The 18755-nt window shown below is 58.2% G+C and carries 22 protein-coding genes and 2 pseudogenes; 9 read left to right on the top strand and 15 right to left on the bottom strand.

Annotated features, from left to right (window positions below):
- Window positions 1–69: 69 nt before the first annotated feature.
- Together AD666_RS02355 and AD666_RS26590 are read right to left on the bottom strand one after the other, a co-directional pair.
- On the bottom strand, window positions 70–300 hold the full coding sequence (locus AD666_RS02355; RefSeq protein ID WP_082339643.1) for a hypothetical protein: 231 nt from the start codon (window positions 298–300) through the stop codon (window positions 70–72).
- 32 nt (window positions 301–332) lie between these two features.
- Window positions 333–476 (bottom strand): hypothetical protein, encoded by a 144-nt coding sequence (locus AD666_RS26590; protein ID WP_172679578.1) that lies wholly within the window; start codon window positions 474–476, stop codon window positions 333–335.
- A 918-nt stretch (window positions 477–1394) separates the two neighbouring features.
- Here AD666_RS26590 and AD666_RS26950 point away from each other — a divergent pair.
- Together AD666_RS26950 and AD666_RS26955 are read left to right on the top strand one after the other, a co-directional pair.
- A pseudogene (locus AD666_RS26950) lies at window positions 1395–1505 on the top strand (hypothetical protein); the annotation flags it as partial.
- 228 nt (window positions 1506–1733) lie between these two features.
- Window positions 1734–2438, top strand: coding sequence for a methyl-accepting chemotaxis protein (locus AD666_RS26955; protein WP_371259561.1), 705 nt, complete (start codon window positions 1734–1736; stop codon window positions 2436–2438).
- A 30-nt stretch (window positions 2439–2468) separates the two neighbouring features.
- Here AD666_RS26955 and AD666_RS02365 read toward each other — a convergent pair whose 3' ends face one another.
- The 3 genes from AD666_RS02365 to AD666_RS02375 form a co-directional block, all read right to left on the bottom strand.
- Window positions 2469–3491 (bottom strand): transporter, encoded by a 1023-nt coding sequence (locus AD666_RS02365; RefSeq protein ID WP_053147176.1) that lies wholly within the window; start codon window positions 3489–3491, stop codon window positions 2469–2471.
- A gap of 170 nt (window positions 3492–3661) precedes the next feature.
- Window positions 3662–3970 (bottom strand): PepSY domain-containing protein, encoded by a 309-nt coding sequence (locus tag AD666_RS02370; protein ID WP_053147178.1) that lies wholly within the window; start codon window positions 3968–3970, stop codon window positions 3662–3664.
- Window positions 3971–4156: 186 nt separating this feature from the next.
- On the bottom strand, window positions 4157–5284 hold the full coding sequence (locus AD666_RS02375; protein ID WP_053147180.1) for a glycerophosphodiester phosphodiesterase: 1128 nt from the start codon (window positions 5282–5284) through the stop codon (window positions 4157–4159).
- Window positions 5285–5523: 239 nt separating this feature from the next.
- Between AD666_RS02375 and AD666_RS02380 the strand changes: the two genes are divergently transcribed.
- Entirely contained in the window at window positions 5524–5850 is a 327-nt protein-coding gene (locus AD666_RS02380) for a DUF2025 family protein (RefSeq protein ID WP_053147183.1), read from the top strand.
- 118 nt (window positions 5851–5968) lie between these two features.
- Here the strand turns inward: AD666_RS02380 and AD666_RS02385 are convergent, their stop codons facing one another.
- Window positions 5969–6679 (bottom strand): CTP synthase, encoded by a 711-nt coding sequence (locus AD666_RS02385; RefSeq protein ID WP_053147446.1) that lies wholly within the window; start codon window positions 6677–6679, stop codon window positions 5969–5971.
- 12 nt (window positions 6680–6691) lie between these two features.
- On the opposite strand from AD666_RS02385, the gene AD666_RS02390 reads away from it, so the two are divergent.
- Window positions 6692–7639 carry a LysR family transcriptional regulator gene (locus AD666_RS02390; protein WP_082339644.1) on the top strand — a complete coding sequence of 316 codons (948 nt, stop codon included), beginning with the start codon at window positions 6692–6694 and terminating at the stop codon, window positions 7637–7639.
- A gap of 3 nt (window positions 7640–7642) precedes the next feature.
- Here the strand turns inward: AD666_RS02390 and AD666_RS02395 are convergent, their stop codons facing one another.
- Window positions 7643–8251 carry a TetR/AcrR family transcriptional regulator gene (locus AD666_RS02395; protein WP_053147185.1) on the bottom strand — a complete coding sequence of 203 codons (609 nt, stop codon included), beginning with the start codon at window positions 8249–8251 and terminating at the stop codon, window positions 7643–7645.
- Between the two features lie 193 nt (window positions 8252–8444).
- On the opposite strand from AD666_RS02395, the gene AD666_RS02400 reads away from it, so the two are divergent.
- Window positions 8445–9506, top strand: coding sequence for an MBL fold metallo-hydrolase (locus tag AD666_RS02400; RefSeq protein ID WP_053147186.1), 1062 nt, complete (start codon window positions 8445–8447; stop codon window positions 9504–9506).
- Between the two features lie 28 nt (window positions 9507–9534).
- On the opposite strand, the gene AD666_RS02405 is transcribed toward AD666_RS02400, so the two are convergent.
- From AD666_RS02405 to AD666_RS02425, 5 genes are all read right to left on the bottom strand, one after another.
- On the bottom strand, window positions 9535–9852 hold the full coding sequence (locus AD666_RS02405; protein WP_053147187.1) for a helix-turn-helix transcriptional regulator: 318 nt from the start codon (window positions 9850–9852) through the stop codon (window positions 9535–9537).
- A gap of 138 nt (window positions 9853–9990) precedes the next feature.
- On the bottom strand, window positions 9991–10977 hold the full coding sequence (locus AD666_RS02410; RefSeq protein ID WP_053147188.1) for a hypothetical protein: 987 nt from the start codon (window positions 10975–10977) through the stop codon (window positions 9991–9993).
- A gap of 219 nt (window positions 10978–11196) precedes the next feature.
- Window positions 11197–12402 (bottom strand): methylaspartate mutase, encoded by a 1206-nt coding sequence (locus AD666_RS02415; protein WP_053147189.1) that lies wholly within the window; start codon window positions 12400–12402, stop codon window positions 11197–11199.
- 42 nt (window positions 12403–12444) lie between these two features.
- On the bottom strand, window positions 12445–12900 hold the full coding sequence (locus AD666_RS02420) for a cobalamin B12-binding domain-containing protein (RefSeq protein WP_053147190.1): 456 nt from the start codon (window positions 12898–12900) through the stop codon (window positions 12445–12447).
- Between the two features lie 2 nt (window positions 12901–12902).
- Complete coding sequence (locus AD666_RS02425; RefSeq protein ID WP_172679579.1) at window positions 12903–14039, bottom strand: fatty acid desaturase; 1137 nt, start codon at window positions 14037–14039, stop codon at window positions 12903–12905.
- Between the two features lie 110 nt (window positions 14040–14149).
- On the opposite strand from AD666_RS02425, the gene AD666_RS02430 reads away from it, so the two are divergent.
- Window positions 14150–15031 carry a LysR family transcriptional regulator gene (locus tag AD666_RS02430; protein WP_053147191.1) on the top strand — a complete coding sequence of 294 codons (882 nt, stop codon included), beginning with the start codon at window positions 14150–14152 and terminating at the stop codon, window positions 15029–15031.
- Between the two features lie 18 nt (window positions 15032–15049).
- Here the strand turns inward: AD666_RS02430 and AD666_RS02435 are convergent, their stop codons facing one another.
- Both AD666_RS02435 and AD666_RS02440 read right to left on the bottom strand, forming a co-directional pair.
- Window positions 15050–16036, bottom strand: a complete 987-nt coding sequence (locus AD666_RS02435) for a quinone oxidoreductase (protein WP_256222419.1) — start codon at window positions 16034–16036, stop codon at window positions 15050–15052.
- A gap of 10 nt (window positions 16037–16046) precedes the next feature.
- The gene (locus AD666_RS02440; RefSeq protein WP_053147192.1) at window positions 16047–16667 is read right to left on the bottom strand and encodes a LysE family translocator; all 621 of its coding nucleotides are present in this window, start codon (window positions 16665–16667) and stop codon (window positions 16047–16049) included.
- A 306-nt stretch (window positions 16668–16973) separates the two neighbouring features.
- On the opposite strand from AD666_RS02440, the gene AD666_RS02445 reads away from it, so the two are divergent.
- Entirely contained in the window at window positions 16974–17240 is a 267-nt protein-coding gene (locus tag AD666_RS02445) for a type II toxin-antitoxin system Phd/YefM family antitoxin (RefSeq protein ID WP_053147193.1), read from the top strand.
- 212 nt (window positions 17241–17452) lie between these two features.
- Complete coding sequence (locus tag AD666_RS02450) at window positions 17453–17854, top strand: hypothetical protein (protein ID WP_053147194.1); 402 nt, start codon at window positions 17453–17455, stop codon at window positions 17852–17854.
- Between the two features lie 156 nt (window positions 17855–18010).
- Here AD666_RS02450 and AD666_RS26960 read toward each other — a convergent pair whose 3' ends face one another.
- A complete protein-coding gene (locus AD666_RS26960) occupies window positions 18011–18169 on the bottom strand; it encodes an HNH endonuclease (protein ID WP_371259562.1) in 159 nt (52 codons plus the stop codon).
- Between the two features lie 191 nt (window positions 18170–18360).
- Between AD666_RS26960 and AD666_RS02455 the strand changes: the two are divergent.
- Window positions 18361–18528: pseudogene (locus AD666_RS02455) on the top strand (antitoxin Xre/MbcA/ParS toxin-binding domain-containing protein); the annotation flags it as partial.
- Between the last annotated feature and the right edge of the window lie 227 nt (window positions 18529–18755).

The raw sequence follows: 18755 nt of genomic DNA on the forward strand, positions 1-18755 counted from the left end.
GGCTGCTTATGATAACGGCGGACGGAGTAATAAGGCGCGTAAAAGTAAAACTATTCGCCGAGTGGCCACTCAGTTGTCATTTTGCCCGGCCAGCAACTGTGTAGTGATCAGTGCGGCGATGGCATTTTCTTCGGTGCCGAAACGGGCCAGCAGCGCGGCCTGCTTTTCGGGAGAGAGACGCGTCCAGATGTCGACCATTTTCTCGGCAGCGCCGATCAATACGTTGGCCTGGGCATCGCTGAAAGGGGACGTGTCATCGGTCATGGCAGGCTCGGGGTTCAGGCAGTGTGGGAAGCGCATCTTAGCGCTTTCCACACGGTCTGGTGTTGCGTTCAGTCTTCGCTGTCGGCCTGACGGCGTTCAGTGTCCTGCTTGGGCTCTGGTTGCCGGGCATCGGATTGCCCTGCGGCTTGTAGCGTGGTCGTCTGCTCAGTGTCGTGCAGGCTTGGGAAGGGGAGATTAGGAATCTCGTGCATATCGCGCTCCTCGCTAAGTCTGTGGGTAGATCTGGTCGATCCGCGCTTTAAAAAGCCTGGGCAGGATACAGCAGAGGACATGACAAAAAGACTTTTAAATCCCTTTGCACCGACAAAAGGAGTTGTCCGGACAGGTCCAGTCAAGTACGCCGAGGGCCCTCCCGTGGTGCTGGCGATCGGACGAACGGCGGCGGCCAAGGCTCAAGAACACGGCTTATGGGCCGATGGCGGGTAATAATCCCATGCATTCACGTCATGAAGTCGTTTGCGCGAGACAAGGAGGTCTGGACGTGTCAGTCCGTGGGCCTGGCTTTTACCTCCTAGAGAGCTTCCTTGATGTTCCTGAAAAAATCCCTGCGAGCCCAGATTCTCGCCCTGCTGAGCGGTAGCCTGTTGGCGATGTTGCTGATCGCCCTGGCGTCTTTTCATTTCCTGTCCGACGGCATCCAGAACTATCGAAGCCTGATCGACGGACCATTGCGCGCGTCGCAGTTGATCGACGAGGCCAACCTGCGGTTCAAAGAGCAGGTTCAGGAGTGGAAGAACGTCTTGCTGCGCGGTAAGCAGCCGGCTGACCTGGATAAATACTGGAAGCAGTTCGAAGGGCGTCAGCAAGATGTTCAGGGCATTCTGGGAGAACTGATCGGACAAAAAGATCTACCAGCTCACATCAAGTCGCGTATCGAACGTCTGCGAGACGAACACCGTCAGTTGGGTTCGGCCTACCAGAAGGGCCGGGATGCCTTTGTAGCAGCAGGCGGCGACCCTTCGGCGGGTGATGCGGCGGTCAAGGGAGTGGACCGTGCGGCCAGCGAGCAGATGAGTGAGCTGGTAGTCGACCTGCGCAAGTCGAGCAACGAGCAATCGGCGCTGATCAGCGCCGGGGCTGACCACACCATCATGCTGGGCGTTGCGGTGATGCTGGTTTCCGGCCTGTTGATCGGCTTGTTCAGCCTGTGGCTGGTCAATCGCAGCCTGGTGCAACCGATCCGCAGCCTGATCGCATACGTAACCCAACTGAGTCGAGGCCGTTTCGCCGAACGTGTGGTCAGCACGCGTCAGGATGAGCTGGGCGACCTGGCCCTGGCGGCCAACACCCTGCGCGACTTCCTCGCCGAAACCTTCACCCGCTTGCAGCGCAGTGCCTCGGAGCTGGACAGTGCCAGCGGCGAGCTCAATGCCATCGCCGGCCTGATGAGCCAGGGCACCAATGAGCAATTCGAACGCACCGACCAGGTGGCGACCGCGATGAACGAGATGTCCGCCACGGCCCAGGAAGTTGCCCGCCATGCCGCCGACGCGGCGCGTGCGGCCGACGATGCCGATCACTCGGCCCAACAGGGTGAGAAGGTCATGCAAGGGACTATCCACACCATTACCCGCATGCGTGGTGAAATCGCCAACACCGCAACGGTTATTCGTCGCCTGGAAACCGACAGCGGTCGTATCGGCAAGGTACTCGAGGTGATCCGCGGGATTGCCGAGCAGACCAACCTGCTGGCCCTCAATGCCGCCATCGAAGCCGCCCGTGCCGGTGAAGCCGGACGCGGTTTCGCAGTGGTCGCCGATGAAGTACGCAGCCTGGCCCAGCGCACGGCTTCGTCCATCATCGAAATCAACCAGATCATCCAGACTGTGCAAACCGGTGCTGTGGACGCGGCCCAAGCCATCGAAAGCGGCCAGTCGCGCAGTGAGGAAAGCGTCGAGCAGGTAACCCAGGCCGGGGCCATGCTCGAACGTATCACTCAGGCTGTCGAAGCGATCCGCGACATGAACCGGCAGATCGCCACGGCTGCGGAAGAGCAGACGTCGGTCGCCGAAGACATTTCCCGCAACCTGACGGAGATCACCTGTATTGCCAGTACCAATCTGGACAACGTGCAACGCACCGAAACGGCCAGTCGGGATCTGCATGGTTTGTCGGGGCAGTTGAACGAGGTGACGGCGCGCTTGAGCGCCTGACGAATACTCGCTCGCCGGAAGGTGGAAAGGTCAGTAGTCGCGCCGTTTGCGAAACGCCCACCGACCGGCGATCAGTGTGAAAGTTGCCACCAGCGCCACCAGGATCCAGAAACCCTCCGGATCGCTGGCAAGGGGCACGCCGCCGACGTTCATGCCGAAGAAACCGGCGATGATGTTGATGGGCAAGGCAAGTACCGTCACCACTGTCAGGGTGAACAGGGAGCGGTTGGTCTGTTCGTTGAGATTGGCGGCGATTTCTTCCTGCAGCAGTTTGATCCGCTCGCTCAAAGCAGTGAGGTCGTTGATGATCAGCGCGAACTCCTCGGTGGATTTGCGCAGTTCCTTGACGTCCTCTTTCTGCAACCATTGCGGCGGACGGTTGAGCAGGCGCAGCAACGAGCCCGGTTCCAGGGCCAGCAAGCGTTGCAGGCGAACCAGTACCCGACGGTTGGCACCCAGCTCGGCGCGGTTGGTGGACAACCGGGAAGACAGCAACTCATCCTCGACCTGATCGACGCTGAGGCTGGTCTTGCGCACGATCTGGGTCAGCACTTCACCCTGGTCACGCAGCAGGTGCACAAGCAGTTCCAGTGGCGAGCGAAAGCGCTCACCGGCCTTGACCGATGAGCGTAGCTTGTCCACTGAATGCAGAGGTTGCGAGCGTGCGCTGATGATCAGCCGGCTGTGCACACAAACCCACAGGGTGGAGACATCCGAGGAAACCATGCTGCTGAGGTTGAATACGACGTCGTTGACCACCGCCAGCAGCGCCGAATCCACATGCTCGATGCGGGTCGAGCGCGAGCCTTCATGCAAGGCTTCGAAGAACTCCTGTGGCAGGCGCAGATGGCTTTTCATCCAGCGCTCGCACGCCGCATGCGCCAGGTTCAGATGCAGCCAGAGGAATTCTTCGCTGTCCTGCGGTTGTTCCAGGCATCGCAGGGCCTGCGCCGAATCGATCTCTCGTCCGCGCTCGCCGGGTCGGAAGCAATACCCATAAAGCAGGCCGAACAGATCCGGGTCGCGATGGCTTTGGTCGATACTGTGGTTCATGGAGGCTCGCTGGCGGGAAGTGCCTGTGGCAGCTACAGGTTCACTTGGGCGAGATCATGGCAAGGTTTTTTGAAGGTTTTGTGACAGGGGCGCTGCGGCACGCAGAACATCATATTCTGTAAACAGAATAAAAAAGCCGCGCAATCCGAAGATAGCGCGGCTCTTTTTAATCAATGGTCGGGTCTGTTTTGCGAAACTTCGCCGGTGGCGGCGTTGAGTTCAATGTCAAACTCTCTGCCATCGGGGTAACGGACTTCAACTTCATATTCGTAACCCGTGCGGCTCTCTTCCACATCAGGGAGGCCGATGGTTGCGCCTGGGTGCAACTTCTCGACTACTTGTTTCAGTTCTTCCATCGACTTGATCTTACCTTCCTTGACCAACTGAGAAATCTGGCTTGGTGACAGGTCATCTGCTTGGGCCAGGCCAGCGGTAAGGGTCAGGGCTGCAGCGGCAAACAAGGCAGTTAGAGTTTTCATAGGGTCTTTCCTTGGTACTTTCATTAAAGGATGTGTCGTTTCAGTGGGCTCAGGTTAGCCATGGCAACTTAACTCACCCTTAATTTGAAAAACTGCTGAAAACATCCCAGGGGACTGCAGAGTAAGTATCGTGCAAGCATAGTCCGCCGGAGAGGGTTTGCTGCCACGGACTTTATCGCTCATCCATCAGTAGCCGTTCTTCTCCAGCAGTTGCGTCACGCTGCCCGTTTCGGGCCGCTTGAAGTATTTGAGCAATTCACTGGCCCGGTTGGTGAAGATGCCATCCACGCCGGCGTCCATCACTTTCTTGAAGTCCACGGCTTCGTCCACGGTGTAGACGTGTACCAGCAGACCCTGATCATGGGTGTACTGGTTCATCCACGGTTGCACCAGGTCCGCATAGCTCTGGCTGCCGCCATGGGTCAACGCGGCGGAAGGTCCGGTGCCGACGGCGCCCTGGTCCTTGGCGTAACGTACCCAGTTTTCGAATTCGGCCCGATCCCTGGGTTCCTGTTTGGCGTAATAGGCTGCCTTGTCCGTTTCGCCCGACTCGGCAAACGTCACCTTGGATTTAGGCTCGATATTGCCTTCGCCTACCCACAGCAGCAGGACCTTCGGTACTTTCGGCATCTCTTTGTGCAGCAGTTCCAGGCTGCTCTTTTCAAAGGTTTGCAAGACCACTTTGCCCTTGCCCTGGCCCACGCCGGTCGGGCTCTTGGCGAGCTTGGAACCGGCCGGGCTCAGCCAGCCACGGTCTTGCAATTTGTCTTTCAAATCGCGCTCGATGCCCGGGAAGAGCTTCGGCTCCTTGGTTTCGATGTACAAGCCTGGTTTTTGCTTGGGGTTGCCTTCGGCAATGTTGATGACTTCATCGAGGGTCAGGATTTTCAGGCCCGCGAACGAAGGGCGTGCCCGGTCAGGGTAGGCGGTGTTGAACCAGCTGCCGGCGTCGAGGGTCTTGAGTTCGGCCATGGTGAATGCATTCGCGGCGCTGTCCTTGCGCTCGGGAAACTTGGTGGCGACGTCCGTGGTGCGTTGCAGGTTGTCGTCATGCAGCACGAACAGCACGCCGTCCTTGCTGCGCTGCAGGTCCAGCTCCAGGTAATCGGCGCCCAGGTCGCGGGCCAGCTTATAAGCGGCGGCGGTGGACTCCGGCGCATCGAACGAGGCACCACGGTGGGCGATCACGGCGGGATGGGGAATGCCGTGAAGGGCTGCCAACGCCTTTGGGCTCAAGGTTTCAGAGGCTTGTGTCTGACCGAAGCCGAGCAACAGGCTCAGCATCAACGCGTTGCGGATGAGGGTAACAGGCATGCTCGAGATCCTTTCGTAGGTTTCGCAAAGCCTATCTTTTAACAACTGAACGCTCTGAGCGCTATCGCCAGACCGACATAAACCTATGCAAAGCAGATTTTTCCCACGCTTTTTCAGGCGGCTTTGCAGTACGCTTGGCAGCAGTTTCCCCGGCAGAGGGAAACCTGAATTCATATCCGCTTGCCCTGCGTGTAAACCATCGATCAGACGTCCCACGGGATGCATCCATGAGGTTTACCATGCGCACCACTTCGACCTTCATCTGCCAGGCCGCCGATCAGCTCAAGGGCTTCGTAGGCCTGAATCGAAAGACTGGCCAATACATCGTACGGTTCAGCGAAGACGCCTTCGGCATGGACGTGGCCGACGACGGCATCATCCCCGCCAGTGAATTCGTCTGGACCCAGGCGGCAGACGGCACCATGGCCCTGAGGCGCGAGCGGATCCAGCTGTTGCTGGACCAGAACATCGACGATCGTATCAACCTCACCGAACCCTTGCGGGTGTACATGGCGCGCAGCGACCTGCCTGAAATCCTGGCGGTGCGTCGGTTGGTAGAGAGCTGAGTGGCGTCGAGCGGAGATGAGATACCTCTGTGGGAGCAAGGCTTGCCTGCGATGGCGGCCCCCACAGGGTTTGTGACTGTGTGCTGGGCGATTAAAATCGCCGCTGAATAATGATCGCTTACGCAGTCATCCTCCCGCAGGCATCGACGAAGGCACGCACCAGTGGCGGTACGCGATTTTCCAGCGCTGCGCGTTCAGGCTGAAACAACGTTGCGACGAAGAATGGATGCCCGCGCAGCTCTACGGCTCGCAGCTCGCCCGCCGAATCGCGGGCCACCGCGTGCAAATCGTCGCCCAACAAATCCTGCTCGAACCGAGGGTTGACGCCGAAGCGGCAGCGGTAGCCCTCGAAAATCGTCTGCTGACCGTAGGCCCTGGCAATCAATGAGTCCGCTTCGAGCCGAAGGCTGTCGATGATTTCGATCAAGGCGCAGCTCAGCGGCGTCAGCAGGGCGCGTTCGGCTTCCGGGAACGTTTCACCGTGAGCGGCATCGGCCCAGCCCAAGACATGGCGGGCATATTCCAGCACCGCATGCTGAAAGCCACCGCAGGTGCCCAGGAACGGACGGCGCTGCTCGCGGGCGAAACGGATGGCCCGCAACGCAGCGCTTTCATTTCGGTAAGGGCTGCCGGGCACGCACCAGATACCGTGAACGTCTTCCAGGGCGCAGTCGACGGCGATCTGGTCGGTCGCCAGCCATTTGAAGTGAATGGCCCGGCCGGTTTGCTTGCCAATCAGCTCAAGCGCAATGGGGATTGCCCGATGGGCCGTTATTTGCGGATCGTGGTCGCCAATCAAGGCAATGTGAACAGGGCGTTGTATTTCCATGGGGCTCATCGCTTGTTGATTCCTGGTTGCCACTATAGATTGGCGTTCACGCAATCAATATGGGCATTTACCCAAGGGATCAATGCATCGATGCACTATCGTCTGGACTATCCCGACCTGTCTCTGATCCTGGCGCTCGTTCGTGGCGGTTCGCTGGCTCGGGCTGCGCAGCTGCTGAAGGTGGATGTGTCCACGGTATTTCGTTCGGTACGCCGGCTCGAAGCAGCCCTGGGCCAGCCGTTGTTCGAAAAGAGCCGGGCCGGGTATCTGCCCACAAGCCTGGCCCGGGTGCTGTGCGAACAGGCCGAGCGTGCCGAGCAAGCTCTGGAGGCGGCGCGCATTGGGGTGGAGCAGGGCGGCGAAGTGATTACCGGCACGGTGCGGTTGACCTGCTCCGACTCGGTCCTGCAAGCGCTGCTGTTGCCGGCGCTGGCGCGGTTCATGCCCGCTTATCCGGCGCTGCACCTCGAACTGAGCACCTCGAATGATTTTGCCAACCTGAGCCGGCGCGACGCCGACATCGCACTGCGATTGACCCGCACGCCACCGGAACATCTGGTCGGTCGACATCTGGGCGATGTGGCCTATCGCGTGTGTGCGAGTCCGGCCTATTTGCGTTCGATAAGCCCCGATGACTTGAGGTCAATGACGTGGATCGCGCCGGACGATTTCCTTCCCGACCACCCCACTGTGACTTGGCGCCGTCAGCACTTTCCCGATGTGGTGCCAGCTTATCGCTGCAACAGCATGCTGTCGGTCACCGAGCTGGTGCGGGCCGGTCTGGGTGTCGCGGCGCTGCCGGACTTTCTTCTGGGTGACAGTCAAAGCCTGGTTCCCTTGGGCGAACCGTTGAGGGGGTATGACACGGCATTGTGGCTTCTGACCCGACCGGACTGCCGCGCCTTGCGCTCGGTGGTAACCCTGTTCGACGAGTTGGGACGCAATTTGCAGTTGCGTTGATCCTCAGCGCTGGTAGCGGGTCAGGAACATGTCGAGGGCGGATTCGATGACCTCGATCTGCTGAGCCGGGGTCAGGCTCGGCTGGCCCATGGAAATCTGCGGCCAGAAGGCAAACGTCTTCAGCAGCCCGTGCAGCTGCTGGGCGGCAAACGCCGGATCCACGGTTTTCAAACGACCATCGGCCTGTGCCTGGCGAATCCACACCGTCAGGCCTTCTTCGCGCTGCCCCATGCGCGACACCATGTCCTGGGCTCGCTCGGGAGAATGAATCGTGGCGGCAATGGCGATACGCGCCAGATCGAGAAAACTGTCCTCTGCCAACAGGTGCAATTTGGCTTGCAGCAATTGGCGAAGCTGATCACGCAAGGGTTTATCGGGGGTATAGGCGGCGTCCTGTTCTGCCGTCACACGGTTCCATAACCGGTTCAGAATTTCAGCGAACAGTTCCTCCTTGCTGGGGAAGTGGTTATATACCGTGCGCTTGGATACGCCGGCCGTCGCCGCGATCTTGTCCATGCTGGTGATATCGAAGCCGCTGCTGCGGAATTCGGCAATGGCGGCTTCCAGGATGGCTTCGCGTTTTCGGTCGGTGAGGCGTTGCGGTACGGTCATGGGCAGAAATCGATCCGGAAAAGATAAGTTACACTCAGTGGTTTACTTGTTCTTGGGAGTCATGCAGTCTGCAACCTACACCGGTCGGTGTAGTTTTACTATCCAGCGAACGGCTGAGCGTGCATGCAGCGGCCATTTAGCGTTCAACAACGGCGAAGCGCAATGCCGGCGACGTCCTTGGAGTTATCGCATCATGACCCATCCCTCTATTTCTTCGTCCGACAGCTCTTCAGTCCCTCCCTCGTCCCGGCAGGAGCAGGGGAAGTATCGCAACCATGCCCCTACACCCCGGGAAGGGCTCGGCAAGGCCTTGCGCATCCTGTGGAACATGGTCTTCCATAAGCCGCGTGACACCCGTCCCACGGGAGCCGTCCCGGTTCAACCATTGACACATGCCGCGCTGCTGGCTGCGCCCAATGGCAGCGTCTTTCGTCTCGGCCATTCCACCGTGTTGCTCAAGCTTCGGGATAAATTCTGGCTGACCGACCCGGTCTTCTCGGAACGTGCTTCCCCCGTGCAATGGGCGGGTCCCAAGCGTTTTCATCAGCCGCCCATCAGCCTGGAAGAGTTGCCGCCGATCGAGGCGGTGATTCTTTCCCATGATCATTACGACCATCTGGATCACCAGGCCATCATCCAGTTGGCTGCCAAGACCCAACATTTCCTGGCGCCTCTTGGCGTAGGCGATACCCTGATCAAATGGGGTGTCGACGCCAGCAAGGTGCGGCAGTTGGACTGGTGGCAGGGCACGGAGGTGGCCGGTATCGAGTTCATTGCCACGCCCTCCCAGCACTTTTCCGGTCGTGGCCTGTTCGATGGCAACAGCACGTTATGGGCCTCGTGGGTCATGATCGACGGCGACACCCGGATCTTCTTCAGCGGTGACACCGGTTATTTCGATGGCTTCAAGCGCATCGGCAATCAATATGGCCCCTTTGACCTGACGCTGATGGAAACCGGCGCCTACAACGTCGAATGGCCCCTGATCCACATGCAACCCGAGCAAACCCTGCAAGCGCACATCGACCTCAAGGGACGCTGGCTGCTGCCGATCCACAACGGCACGTTCGACCTGTCGATGCATGCCTGGTACGAGCCCTTCGACCGTATCCTGGCCCTGGCGTGGGAGCGCAACGTTCTGATCACCACGCCGCAAATGGGAGAGCCCTTCAACCTGTCCCAGCCGCAACGTGGCCGGGCCTGGTGGTTGGACGTTGAAGCCTCGGCCTATCAAGACCACGCAGGCATGGCGTAACCACCCGATGCCACACCGGACGTCGTGATCATTCGATCATCGCGTAATCGGCCCGCTCCATCGGATCCGGCGTGGCACCCTTGATGTTCATGCCGCGACCCGGTGCGAAGCCGGGAAAGAACACCAGTCCTTCGGCTTCCAGTCGAAAGGCCAGTGCCAGGCGGGTCACGTCGAGCAGGTTGCCCCCGGCCTCGAAACGCCGGATGGCCTGGACCGAGACGCCGGACTGGCGGGACAATTCCTCGACGCTCCAGCCCAGCATCGCACGCGCCTGCGCGCTGTGGGCAGGAGTGAATTGATAGACAGCGATGCGTTCCAGGGTGTTTTTGATTGCGAGAGAGGCCATGAGAGTTCTCCAAAGCGGTGGATTCAAAAATACTGTGTTTTTGTACAGTTGTTTTGGGTCCGGATCAATCTCATTTTTTGGATAGGTGACCGGCGGTTTCTCCATCCGGGCGCTTTTGAGTCGCGGATGTCGAGCTGTTCACTCGGCGGCCAACCCCGGCGCTTCGCGAATAATGAAGTGGTCCAGGTTCTCGATATTGGCGCTGAATATCCCGAACGTCTGTTCGGGGTTTTTCTTGCTCGGCACCTGCTTGAACTCCGGCGTCACGCCATAAAAGAAGCAATACAACGGCGCTTCACTGGCGGCGGCGTGCTTGATCTCTTCCAGGAACGCCTTGCGCTTGCGGTAGTTGTCGATCAGCTTCTTGCTCAGGTAAACATTCACCGAGTAAGGCTTCTTCTTCGTGTCGTCCGGTTGCTTGAACCAGACTTTCTGTTCGAAATCGATGCGAAAGCTCTGGGTGTAGTCCTTGATCTCCTTGATCTTGCCCCAGTAAATCAACCCTTTGTTGTCCAGCAGGTACTCGATCTTCTTGAAGAACGATCCATAGGGCGCCGAGTGCTCGCCGATCTTCAGCGGCATGCGCTTGAGCAGGTCCTTGTCGGCGAAGTTCGAGACAAAACACTCAACCGGGTGGGCGAAGACACTGGTCTTGTCTGGCGCTGAATCACGGCTCGGGTGCTCGACATGACTGGCAGGCGAACGCGCTCGCTCATCGCCCATGACGTCTGTCACTAGCGCCGGGTTGGACGGCTTACGCACATACTCACGGCGAGTCAGTAACAACTCCGACGGGAAATGCTCCTCCCGACTGTCATCCGTTTCCGCACCTTCCCCCTCCAGCCCCGACGCCGGTGCTTTCAGGCTGACGTAAGGACAACCTTCTATGTGCCGCGTGCTGGGGATGTTCTTGAAGTGCGGTGTACGCACGTAGCGCACATTCTTGGCGTTGAACGTCCCCAGTACATTCCCTGCATCAAACGCTGCCCGACACGCATCGTTGGGGCACTGGAAGTGTTCCTTCGCGGAATCGAACGCCACCGTCTCGTCAAAATTCAAATCGCGCACGTCATAGATCGACAGCTTTTCGTCGAGGCTGAGGCAGTAGGCGAGGTCGAATTTCACGATGGGGTTCGGGTCCTTGAGTGGGGGAGGGTATTAATAGCGGGTTGTGGGGGTGGGTTGCACGGGATATTTTCAGGCAACCACTTCTACTTTTTCGCGAGTCAGTGGAGAGAGCTACGAGTAGCGACAAGGGCGACGGCATGAATGATGGCGCGAAGCCGGGTTTCGCATACAAATTCATGACCGTGCCGTGCGCGTACTGATGGCCTAGGTCCGGCGTCAAAGCACGCAGTCATAAGTGCGGATGTTCTGTCTCAGCGCCGCCAGAAACGAGAAGGCGTTTTCCACCCGCTCGCCCTGGAAGCCGTGGTAATAGTTTTCTGGTGTCAGCACGGTGCCGGCGCCGCGTTTGTTGTCGGGGTGCAGGCAGTAGGGAATCGACAGAAAACCACTGTCGAAGGCACCGAGCAGGGCTTCGGACAAGTTACTGTCGTGGGCCAGCGTGCCTTCGATCAGGCGCTTCGCGCTACGCAGGACGCGTCCGTGTTCCTGGGCATCGAACGGAATCTGCGGTAAAACACCGTCGGTGTTCAGGCAGTAGTCGCAGTACTCCAGCGCCGCGATATTTTCCTCTATCCGGGGAATGCGCCTTGATTCCACCGGCGTCTTGATGATCACCCGCTGCACACCCGTGGCGCGGATCATCGCCAGCGCATCGCCCGTGATTCGGCAAAAACCGCCAAGCGTGCGTGGGAAAAACCCCATGAACACATAACCGACAAAGTGATAGCTGCCCGGCGCAAAATATTCGGCCGCGAGTTGTTGCAGGGCTGTTACCGCCGCACGATCCTGCACCGGCGAGGTGCCTTGAGCGTAGGAAAACGACAGCGTCTTGATGCCCTGTGAGCGCAAGAACAGTCCTTCAAGAATATTCAGCGCCACCAGGATCACCGGGTCGCACATCTGTCCCATCATGCAACCGGCGAAGCTTTCGATGTGACTGTTGTCGACGCCGCTGGAGAGCACCTGACAGGCTTTCTCCCAGTGACCGAACGCCTCGCGCAACGGCGTGCGGCTGTAGGGCAGGCAATAGGAAATCGGCCCGCCCTCGGTGGTGGGCAGACCGACGTCGACCATGCGCTCGAAAATGTGCAACGGGTCGGGTGAACCATGACGAACCTGCACTGGCAGGCGGTAGCGCGCATCAATCTGGTCGATCATGGCACGGGTCTGCGCGGGCGGATGGTTGACGATCGGATAACCGTTGAGCATCGATGCGCTGTCGATGGCCCGTTGCGCTGCTTCAAGATTGTTCACCCGGGTGAACGCGTCAAGCGTGATGGTGCACACCGTGTTCGCACGGCTCGCTGCTGTGGCTTCCAGGCCGGCTTGCATCCGGGCCGGGTCACTGAAGCCCATTCGCGGCTGGAGTACCGGGCCATGCGTGTTGAAGCGTTCGAGAACATGGGTGTTGAAATCGATCATCCTGATCTGCCTTTTCTGCGAATCGATAAAGAGTGCAACGGGTCAGCGCGCGACCCGTTTCTCCAGGTAATGCTCTGGATACAACTGGGCAGACACCAGTTCCTGAAAGGCATCGAAGCTGTTGGCCACGCTGTCGTCGAACACCTCATCGAAACCGGCGGCGCGCAGTGTGTCGCTATGTCGGGCGATGGTTTGCGGGTCGTTTTCGGTGCAGATCTTGCCACCGATATACACCCCGTCGGTGTGTTTGGTTTCGCGACGAATACGCCGCGCCAGTTCAGCGCCTTCGATGTAACCATGGCCATTGACCGTGCTGACGACAACCATGGCGCTGGCGTGGCGGTTGAGCCGCGCAATCACTTCATCCATGGGCGTGTTCGGCCCCAGATTCTCGACGTTGTAGCCCATGTCTGTAAGCAGGAACTCCATGAACACCAGGTTCCAGCTATGGGAGTCCGAAGGCACGGTGGTGAGCAGAGCAGTTTTGCTGAACGTCATCGTTAAAGTCCCTTTTGAGTGGCTGTCCTGGTTGTGTAGTACGGGAGCGCCCGCTGAAAGTTGCGAAAGTTGGTAGTCACCGAGTTGATGTAGCCCCAGGTCTCGGTGTAGTTCGTGGGAAAAGGTTTGGAACCTTCGATCCTGTCGCGTTCGCGGGCAGTAATGTAGTTCGGCCAGTCTTTGGATCTTGGGCGCCGATGATGAAAGTCGTGACACGGTGTATCGCCGACCATCACAAACACCCGGACAAACAAGTGGAACGCCAGCATCTTGATCAGCCAGACGCTGATATGGGCGAAGCGTCGAACAGTTCCGGCACCTACGGGTATGCGCAGTTCTTCGCCGATAAAGACGCCGGTGGTGCTCTCGCAAATGAAGTCGATGCCACGCCGTTCCAGTACGTCCACGCTGGGCCAGGTATGCTCGGCCGCCAGGCGAAATGTGGTGCTGATGTGGTAGCCGGCGAAGATCGGGATCACCCATGCCGCGATGAACAGATCGAAATGGCCCAAGGCTGCCGAGAGCAGTGCAAGGCCCGCCCAGAAGACCAGCGTCAATGCTGCGACTCGGTGGTTTTCAGCCGTGGCGGTGCCTTTCAATCGGCTCCAGCACGAACGCAGCACGGCCAGTGGCGACAGCGCGGTCCAGACCAGTTTGGCCCACATGGTGGTGGTGCTGTCGGACGGTTTTAACCCCACCACACTTTGCAGGTAAGAGAGGGTGTCATCATCGTCGGTCAGCAGCGTTTTCGAACTGTGGTGCAGAGCATGTTCGCTCTTGTAGGTATCGAAGGGTTTGAGCATCAGGACGCCGGAAATGATCCGGCCGACGACCATATTGATCTCGCGCGATTCGAAGACCATGTCATGGGCGCAGTTGTGGCAGATCATCACTTGCATCTGCTTGATGCCACCGGTGGCCAGGACAAAGCCCAGCAGCCACAGCGCAATGCTGGCTTGCGAATAACCGATACCGGCCAACAGCGCGCCGCCGGCTATCAATCCCGCCGACACGACGATATGGTGGAACGGCTTCAGAGGTCGGACTTTATCGAGATCTTCAGGGAGAGGCTTGGCTGTCAGCCAACTCAGAAACGGCTGCATGAACCCTGGAAGGGCGCGCATTGAGTTACGTATCATCCATGTTTCCTCTAGGGTTTTGCTCCATGCAAAAACTGTAACGTGGCCTCTGAATATTTCGAATAGAAATAGGTGGGGATCGATTTTCCATTTTTGGGTATGTCATCGACATGGATTGGGATGATCTGAAGGTTTTTATCTTCGTCGCTAAATCGAACAACGTGACCGAGGCCGGAATCTCGCTCAAGGTTTCGGCGTCGACGGTGTCGCGCAAGATCGCGGCGCTTGAGGAAGCGCTCGGTACGGTGTTGTTTTCGAAGAAGACTAACGGTTACTTCCTGACTGAAGCGGGAAGAGCGTTGCTGCCATTGGCACTGGAAACGGAGGAGCGTTTCAAACTGATCGAGCGGCAGATGTCGCAACCGGGGGATCGGATGGCGGGGCAGGTGCGCATCGATTGTCCTGAACTAATGGGCACGCACTTGATCATTCCCCAACTCGCGGTATTCCATGATCAGTACCCCGAGATCAGCTTTGACTTCATTAACTCGGCGGTGTCGTCGAAACTCACGCAGAGCCACAGCGACATCATCATCCGCTTGCGCAGACCGGAGAACGGTAACTTCACCATGCGCCGGGTCGGGACGCTGATGCAGGGGCTTTTCTGCTCCAAGGCTTATGCCGATGCCAACGGTCTGCCGGCCGAACCCGCCGATCTCAAGCACCACAGCCTGATCGGCTGGACCGAAGAAATGTCGTACATGCCGCTCGCCCAATGGTTGAGCGAAATGACCGGAGAGCAGAAGCTGTGGATGCGCGTTTCAAATCTGAATGCGCAGCTCAAGGCAGTCGAAGCCGATCTGGGGATTGCCGCGTTACCCGTCTATGTCGGGCACCAGTCCGGTCTGTGCCAGGTACTGGCCAATCACCCTGCTCGCCGCTCGGAAATCTGGTTGCTGCGCAATCAGGCGACCCAGGGTGTGAGCCGCGTTGATCGAGTGGTGGAATATCTGACGGAGCTGTTTCACAGCAAAGCGGTCGGCATGCACTGACGGCCGTTTACCGCGGGGTCATGGCACCAGGATCAATGAACCCTGGGTTTGGCGGTATTGCATGGCGCAGTGGGCCTGGGCAGCCAGCGCGAGGGGGAAATGCGCTATTGGCGGCAAACGAATCGCACCGCTGGACACTGCTTGTAGCACCCGTGCGGCCGCGTGAGTCAATTCAGCGTCGCCACCGATGTAGTGCTTCAATGACGGCCGCGTCACATGCAGCGAGCCCATTTGCCCGAGCCGGGACAGGTTGAAATCCGTCACGTCGCCCGAAGCATTGCCAAACAGCACGAGGTGGCCGCACGGACGCAAACTCGCCAATGACAGCTCCACGGTATCTTTGCCGATAGAGTCGAACACGACATGGGCACCTTTGCCATCGGTCAATTCACGGATCGACCCCAGTGTGTCTGGCGCTTCGGCATCGAGAGCCGCTATGCACCCTACCTCCAGAGCCTGGCGGCGTTTGGCTTCGGTCGACGCGAGACCTATCACGCGCATACCGCGAGCGACCAACCAGCTTGTGGCAATGCTGCCCACGCCGCCCGCCGCCGCGTGCCATACCACAAAGTCACCAGGCGCCAGCGGCACGCAGCGATGCGTCAGGTATTCGGCCGTCAGCCCTTTGAACAGTACGCCTGCCGCGACTTCGCTCGGTACGTCATCGGGCAGGCGTATCGCCCGCGAAGCGCGAACGACCGCGTGACTGGCGTAGCTGCCGGTCGAGCTGTCCACGAAGGCCACTCGATCGCCAATGGCCAGGCTTTTCACCTGCGATCCACATTCGACGACACGCCCAGCACCTTCCATGCCCAAGCTTCGGGGGTAGGCTGAACCATCGTCCAGCGCGCCGGAGCGCCGGTGCAAGTCGATAAAGTTCACGCCGGCGGCTTCGATGGCAACCGTTATTTCTTCAGGGCCGGCGGTACGCAGCGGGTATTGACGAAACTCCATGACGTTGGGTGCGCCGGGGGCGGCGAAGACAATCCCGTGAGTCTGGGTCATGGAAGCCTCCTTAAAGCGGGCCGATGCGCAGGAAAATCCATACAGCAACCGCTATCAGCATCAGGCCAAACGCAGCGTTCTGAAACATCAGCAATCTGGGGCGGGACCGGATCAGCCTTTGCACGGTCGACCCCATCGACACCCAGATGACATGCGAGAAGAAATTCAGCGAAATCAGCGCCGCACTAAGGATCAACACAACCGTGCTGCTGGTCTCGCCGGAAGGCATGAACGTGGAAAACATCACCAGCAACATCACGATCCCTTGCACATTGCCCAGTTGCACAACAATGCCGTCCCGAAATTGCAGGTGCATGGCTTTGTCGGTGGGCGCTTTGAGTGGACGACGCAGCATGCGCACCCCCAGCCACAAGATGTAGAAACTGCCCACCACTTGCAGCGCCCATACCAGCGTCGGATTGTTCGTCAGCGTGTGATAAAGGCCCAAGCCGACCAGCACGGCGATCAGGAAGTAAGTAATGTCGAGCCCAACGATAAACCGCACCGAACGACGTACACCGCTTTGCGCACCCGACGTCGCCACCATCAAGTTGCCAGGGCCTGCACTCAAGGTCAGCGGAACCATGGTCGATAGCCAAAGCAACCAGTTGATGCTGAAAATTTCTTGCATGTTGTCTTCCTTAATCACAACGCGGATTTCACCTCGGCAAGTCTAATTCGCAGTTGCTTCTAAGGTTATAGCTAAGAGCGCAAGGCGGTTTCCCATAAATGGGGGAAGGGTGACGTGGAGGAGGGTGGTTCCCGTTGCCTTTAGGTGAACCAACGTTTCGGGGAGGCCAAGCTGCTTGGGCGTGAGGCGTCCGGTGAGATTAAGAATCCAGATGAGGTGATGTCTTATAAGGTTTGATGGGGAGGTGCTCTTGGCTATCGGAAACCTCCAGGGTGGGCTAGCTTAGCGAACCCAAGGGAGGTGGTTATGAGTGAACGGGTGCAAGTAGATATACACCAGGCCAAGTCCCAACTTTCCCAACTGGCTGAACGGGTGTGGCGTGGCGACAAGGTGGTGATCACCAGAGCCGGCCAGCCATATCTGGAGCTGCGGCCTCATCTCGATACACGACGGGTACGCAAGCCTGGGCGGTTGAAGGGTAGGATCCGGATGTCTGCGGAATTCAACCAGACCCTCGACGACTTCAACGATGGATTCGAGGGCGGTCCCCTGGAACCCTCATGCTCCCTATGAGCAAATGTTATTGCCCAGGCTCAAGAACGCTGATTATTCCAAACAAATTCGCAAGGCGTAGGTTGAATCATGCACTCCTTGTCCCAACGCATTAAGCGGTGCTGAAGCGATGTGTTGCAAAAGGTTGTAACAGGCCCGCACCCTCCAAACCCGCGAATTTGATAGCTTTCATACCATTCAGCAGAGTCGGCAAGTGCCGTAAGGGTTGAGTCATGTTGATGTTCAGGAAGTACAGCCCCCAATTTACGACGCCAAGCGAAATCGAAGCCAAGAGATACGCAGCGAAGCTGGTGTGGCCTGCAACAATCGTCGCTTTAATGCTTCATTTTCCTATGGCGCAACCGGTCGCCGCTCTTTTGGTTGTTGCTCTATTACTCTGGGTGGTTGTGGTCGGGAAGAGATTTCGAATTCATCAGCCAGATTTCGCTGCAGAGCACCCTCTTTGGAGGCAACTCTGGGTGCTGAAGTTAGCTGCAAAATTCGTTGTGGTAGCTACCGTCGTCATTGGAGTAGCTTTGGGTCAGGCTCAGTGGAAAGGCACGACCATTGCTATCCACGCAGTTCTCGAATGGTTCATGACATTCAAAGCAATGGCTATTGCCCTATGGTCGTAATCGTCGCAGCACGCCTGCGATGGAAGAATGACCAAATGGCTCTATATCGATTTAGCTTGGGGCCATCCCATATGCCCGGCCACTGGAAGCAGTCGGCGAGCTGCAAGACAGACACCGTCATATCTCCACTTGAAGGTAGTGAATCGAATACTAAGCTCACTCAGCAATCAACCGACTCACCTTCCCATACAGTGACAAGGTGAACGCCTCTTTATCACTGGCAAAATGACAACGCCGGTGACAGTTCGGACACAACGCAACCGCGTTAGTAATGCTATCCGATCCTTGCTGAGCCAGATGCTTCACATGATGCACTTCAAGAAACGGCAACCCATCTACCTCGAACGGTGCTTTCTGGCCGCAACCTTCGCAAATACCTTTAGCCAGTTCAGCAACCCATGCCCGGATTTTTGGGATCTCGAACGTAGGACATCGTAATCGTGGGGACTTGCTGCGGATTTGGAATGCCTGATGGCTCAACCTTGAGACCTTTCTTTTGCAGCTTCGAGCACTCCGCCTCAGTGTTTGGTTCTCAGCAACGGGCCGAAGAATGGCTTGGGAGGCCGTGCAAGCACCTGGCGGGTAATGTCCCGCTGGAGTTGATCGCAAACGCACTCGGCTTCCAAATTGTCGAAGCGTATTTGCAGCGCATTGAGTTGGGGGTTTACCAATGAGTACCTGGCTCGGGCTTGGCATTCTGCTTGATGAGTAATCAACGACGGCAATAATGCTCAGTGCCGATTGCGGCGCTGGAGCCGTGGAAACTTGGCGTCTGCAACCGATTCCTGTTAAAGCTCCCTTGAGGCGGCTTAAGCAACTTAACTGCCGACTGTCATTGACTGGTTTGGGGGCGGTGGGATGGTCGTGGTTAGGCGGGAATGGTTTATCTCCTCGTGGAATA

The organism is Pseudomonas sp. Pf153 (assembly GCF_001269775.1).
Taxonomy (GTDB): Bacteria; Pseudomonadota; Gammaproteobacteria; order Pseudomonadales; family Pseudomonadaceae; genus Aquipseudomonas; species Aquipseudomonas uvaldensis.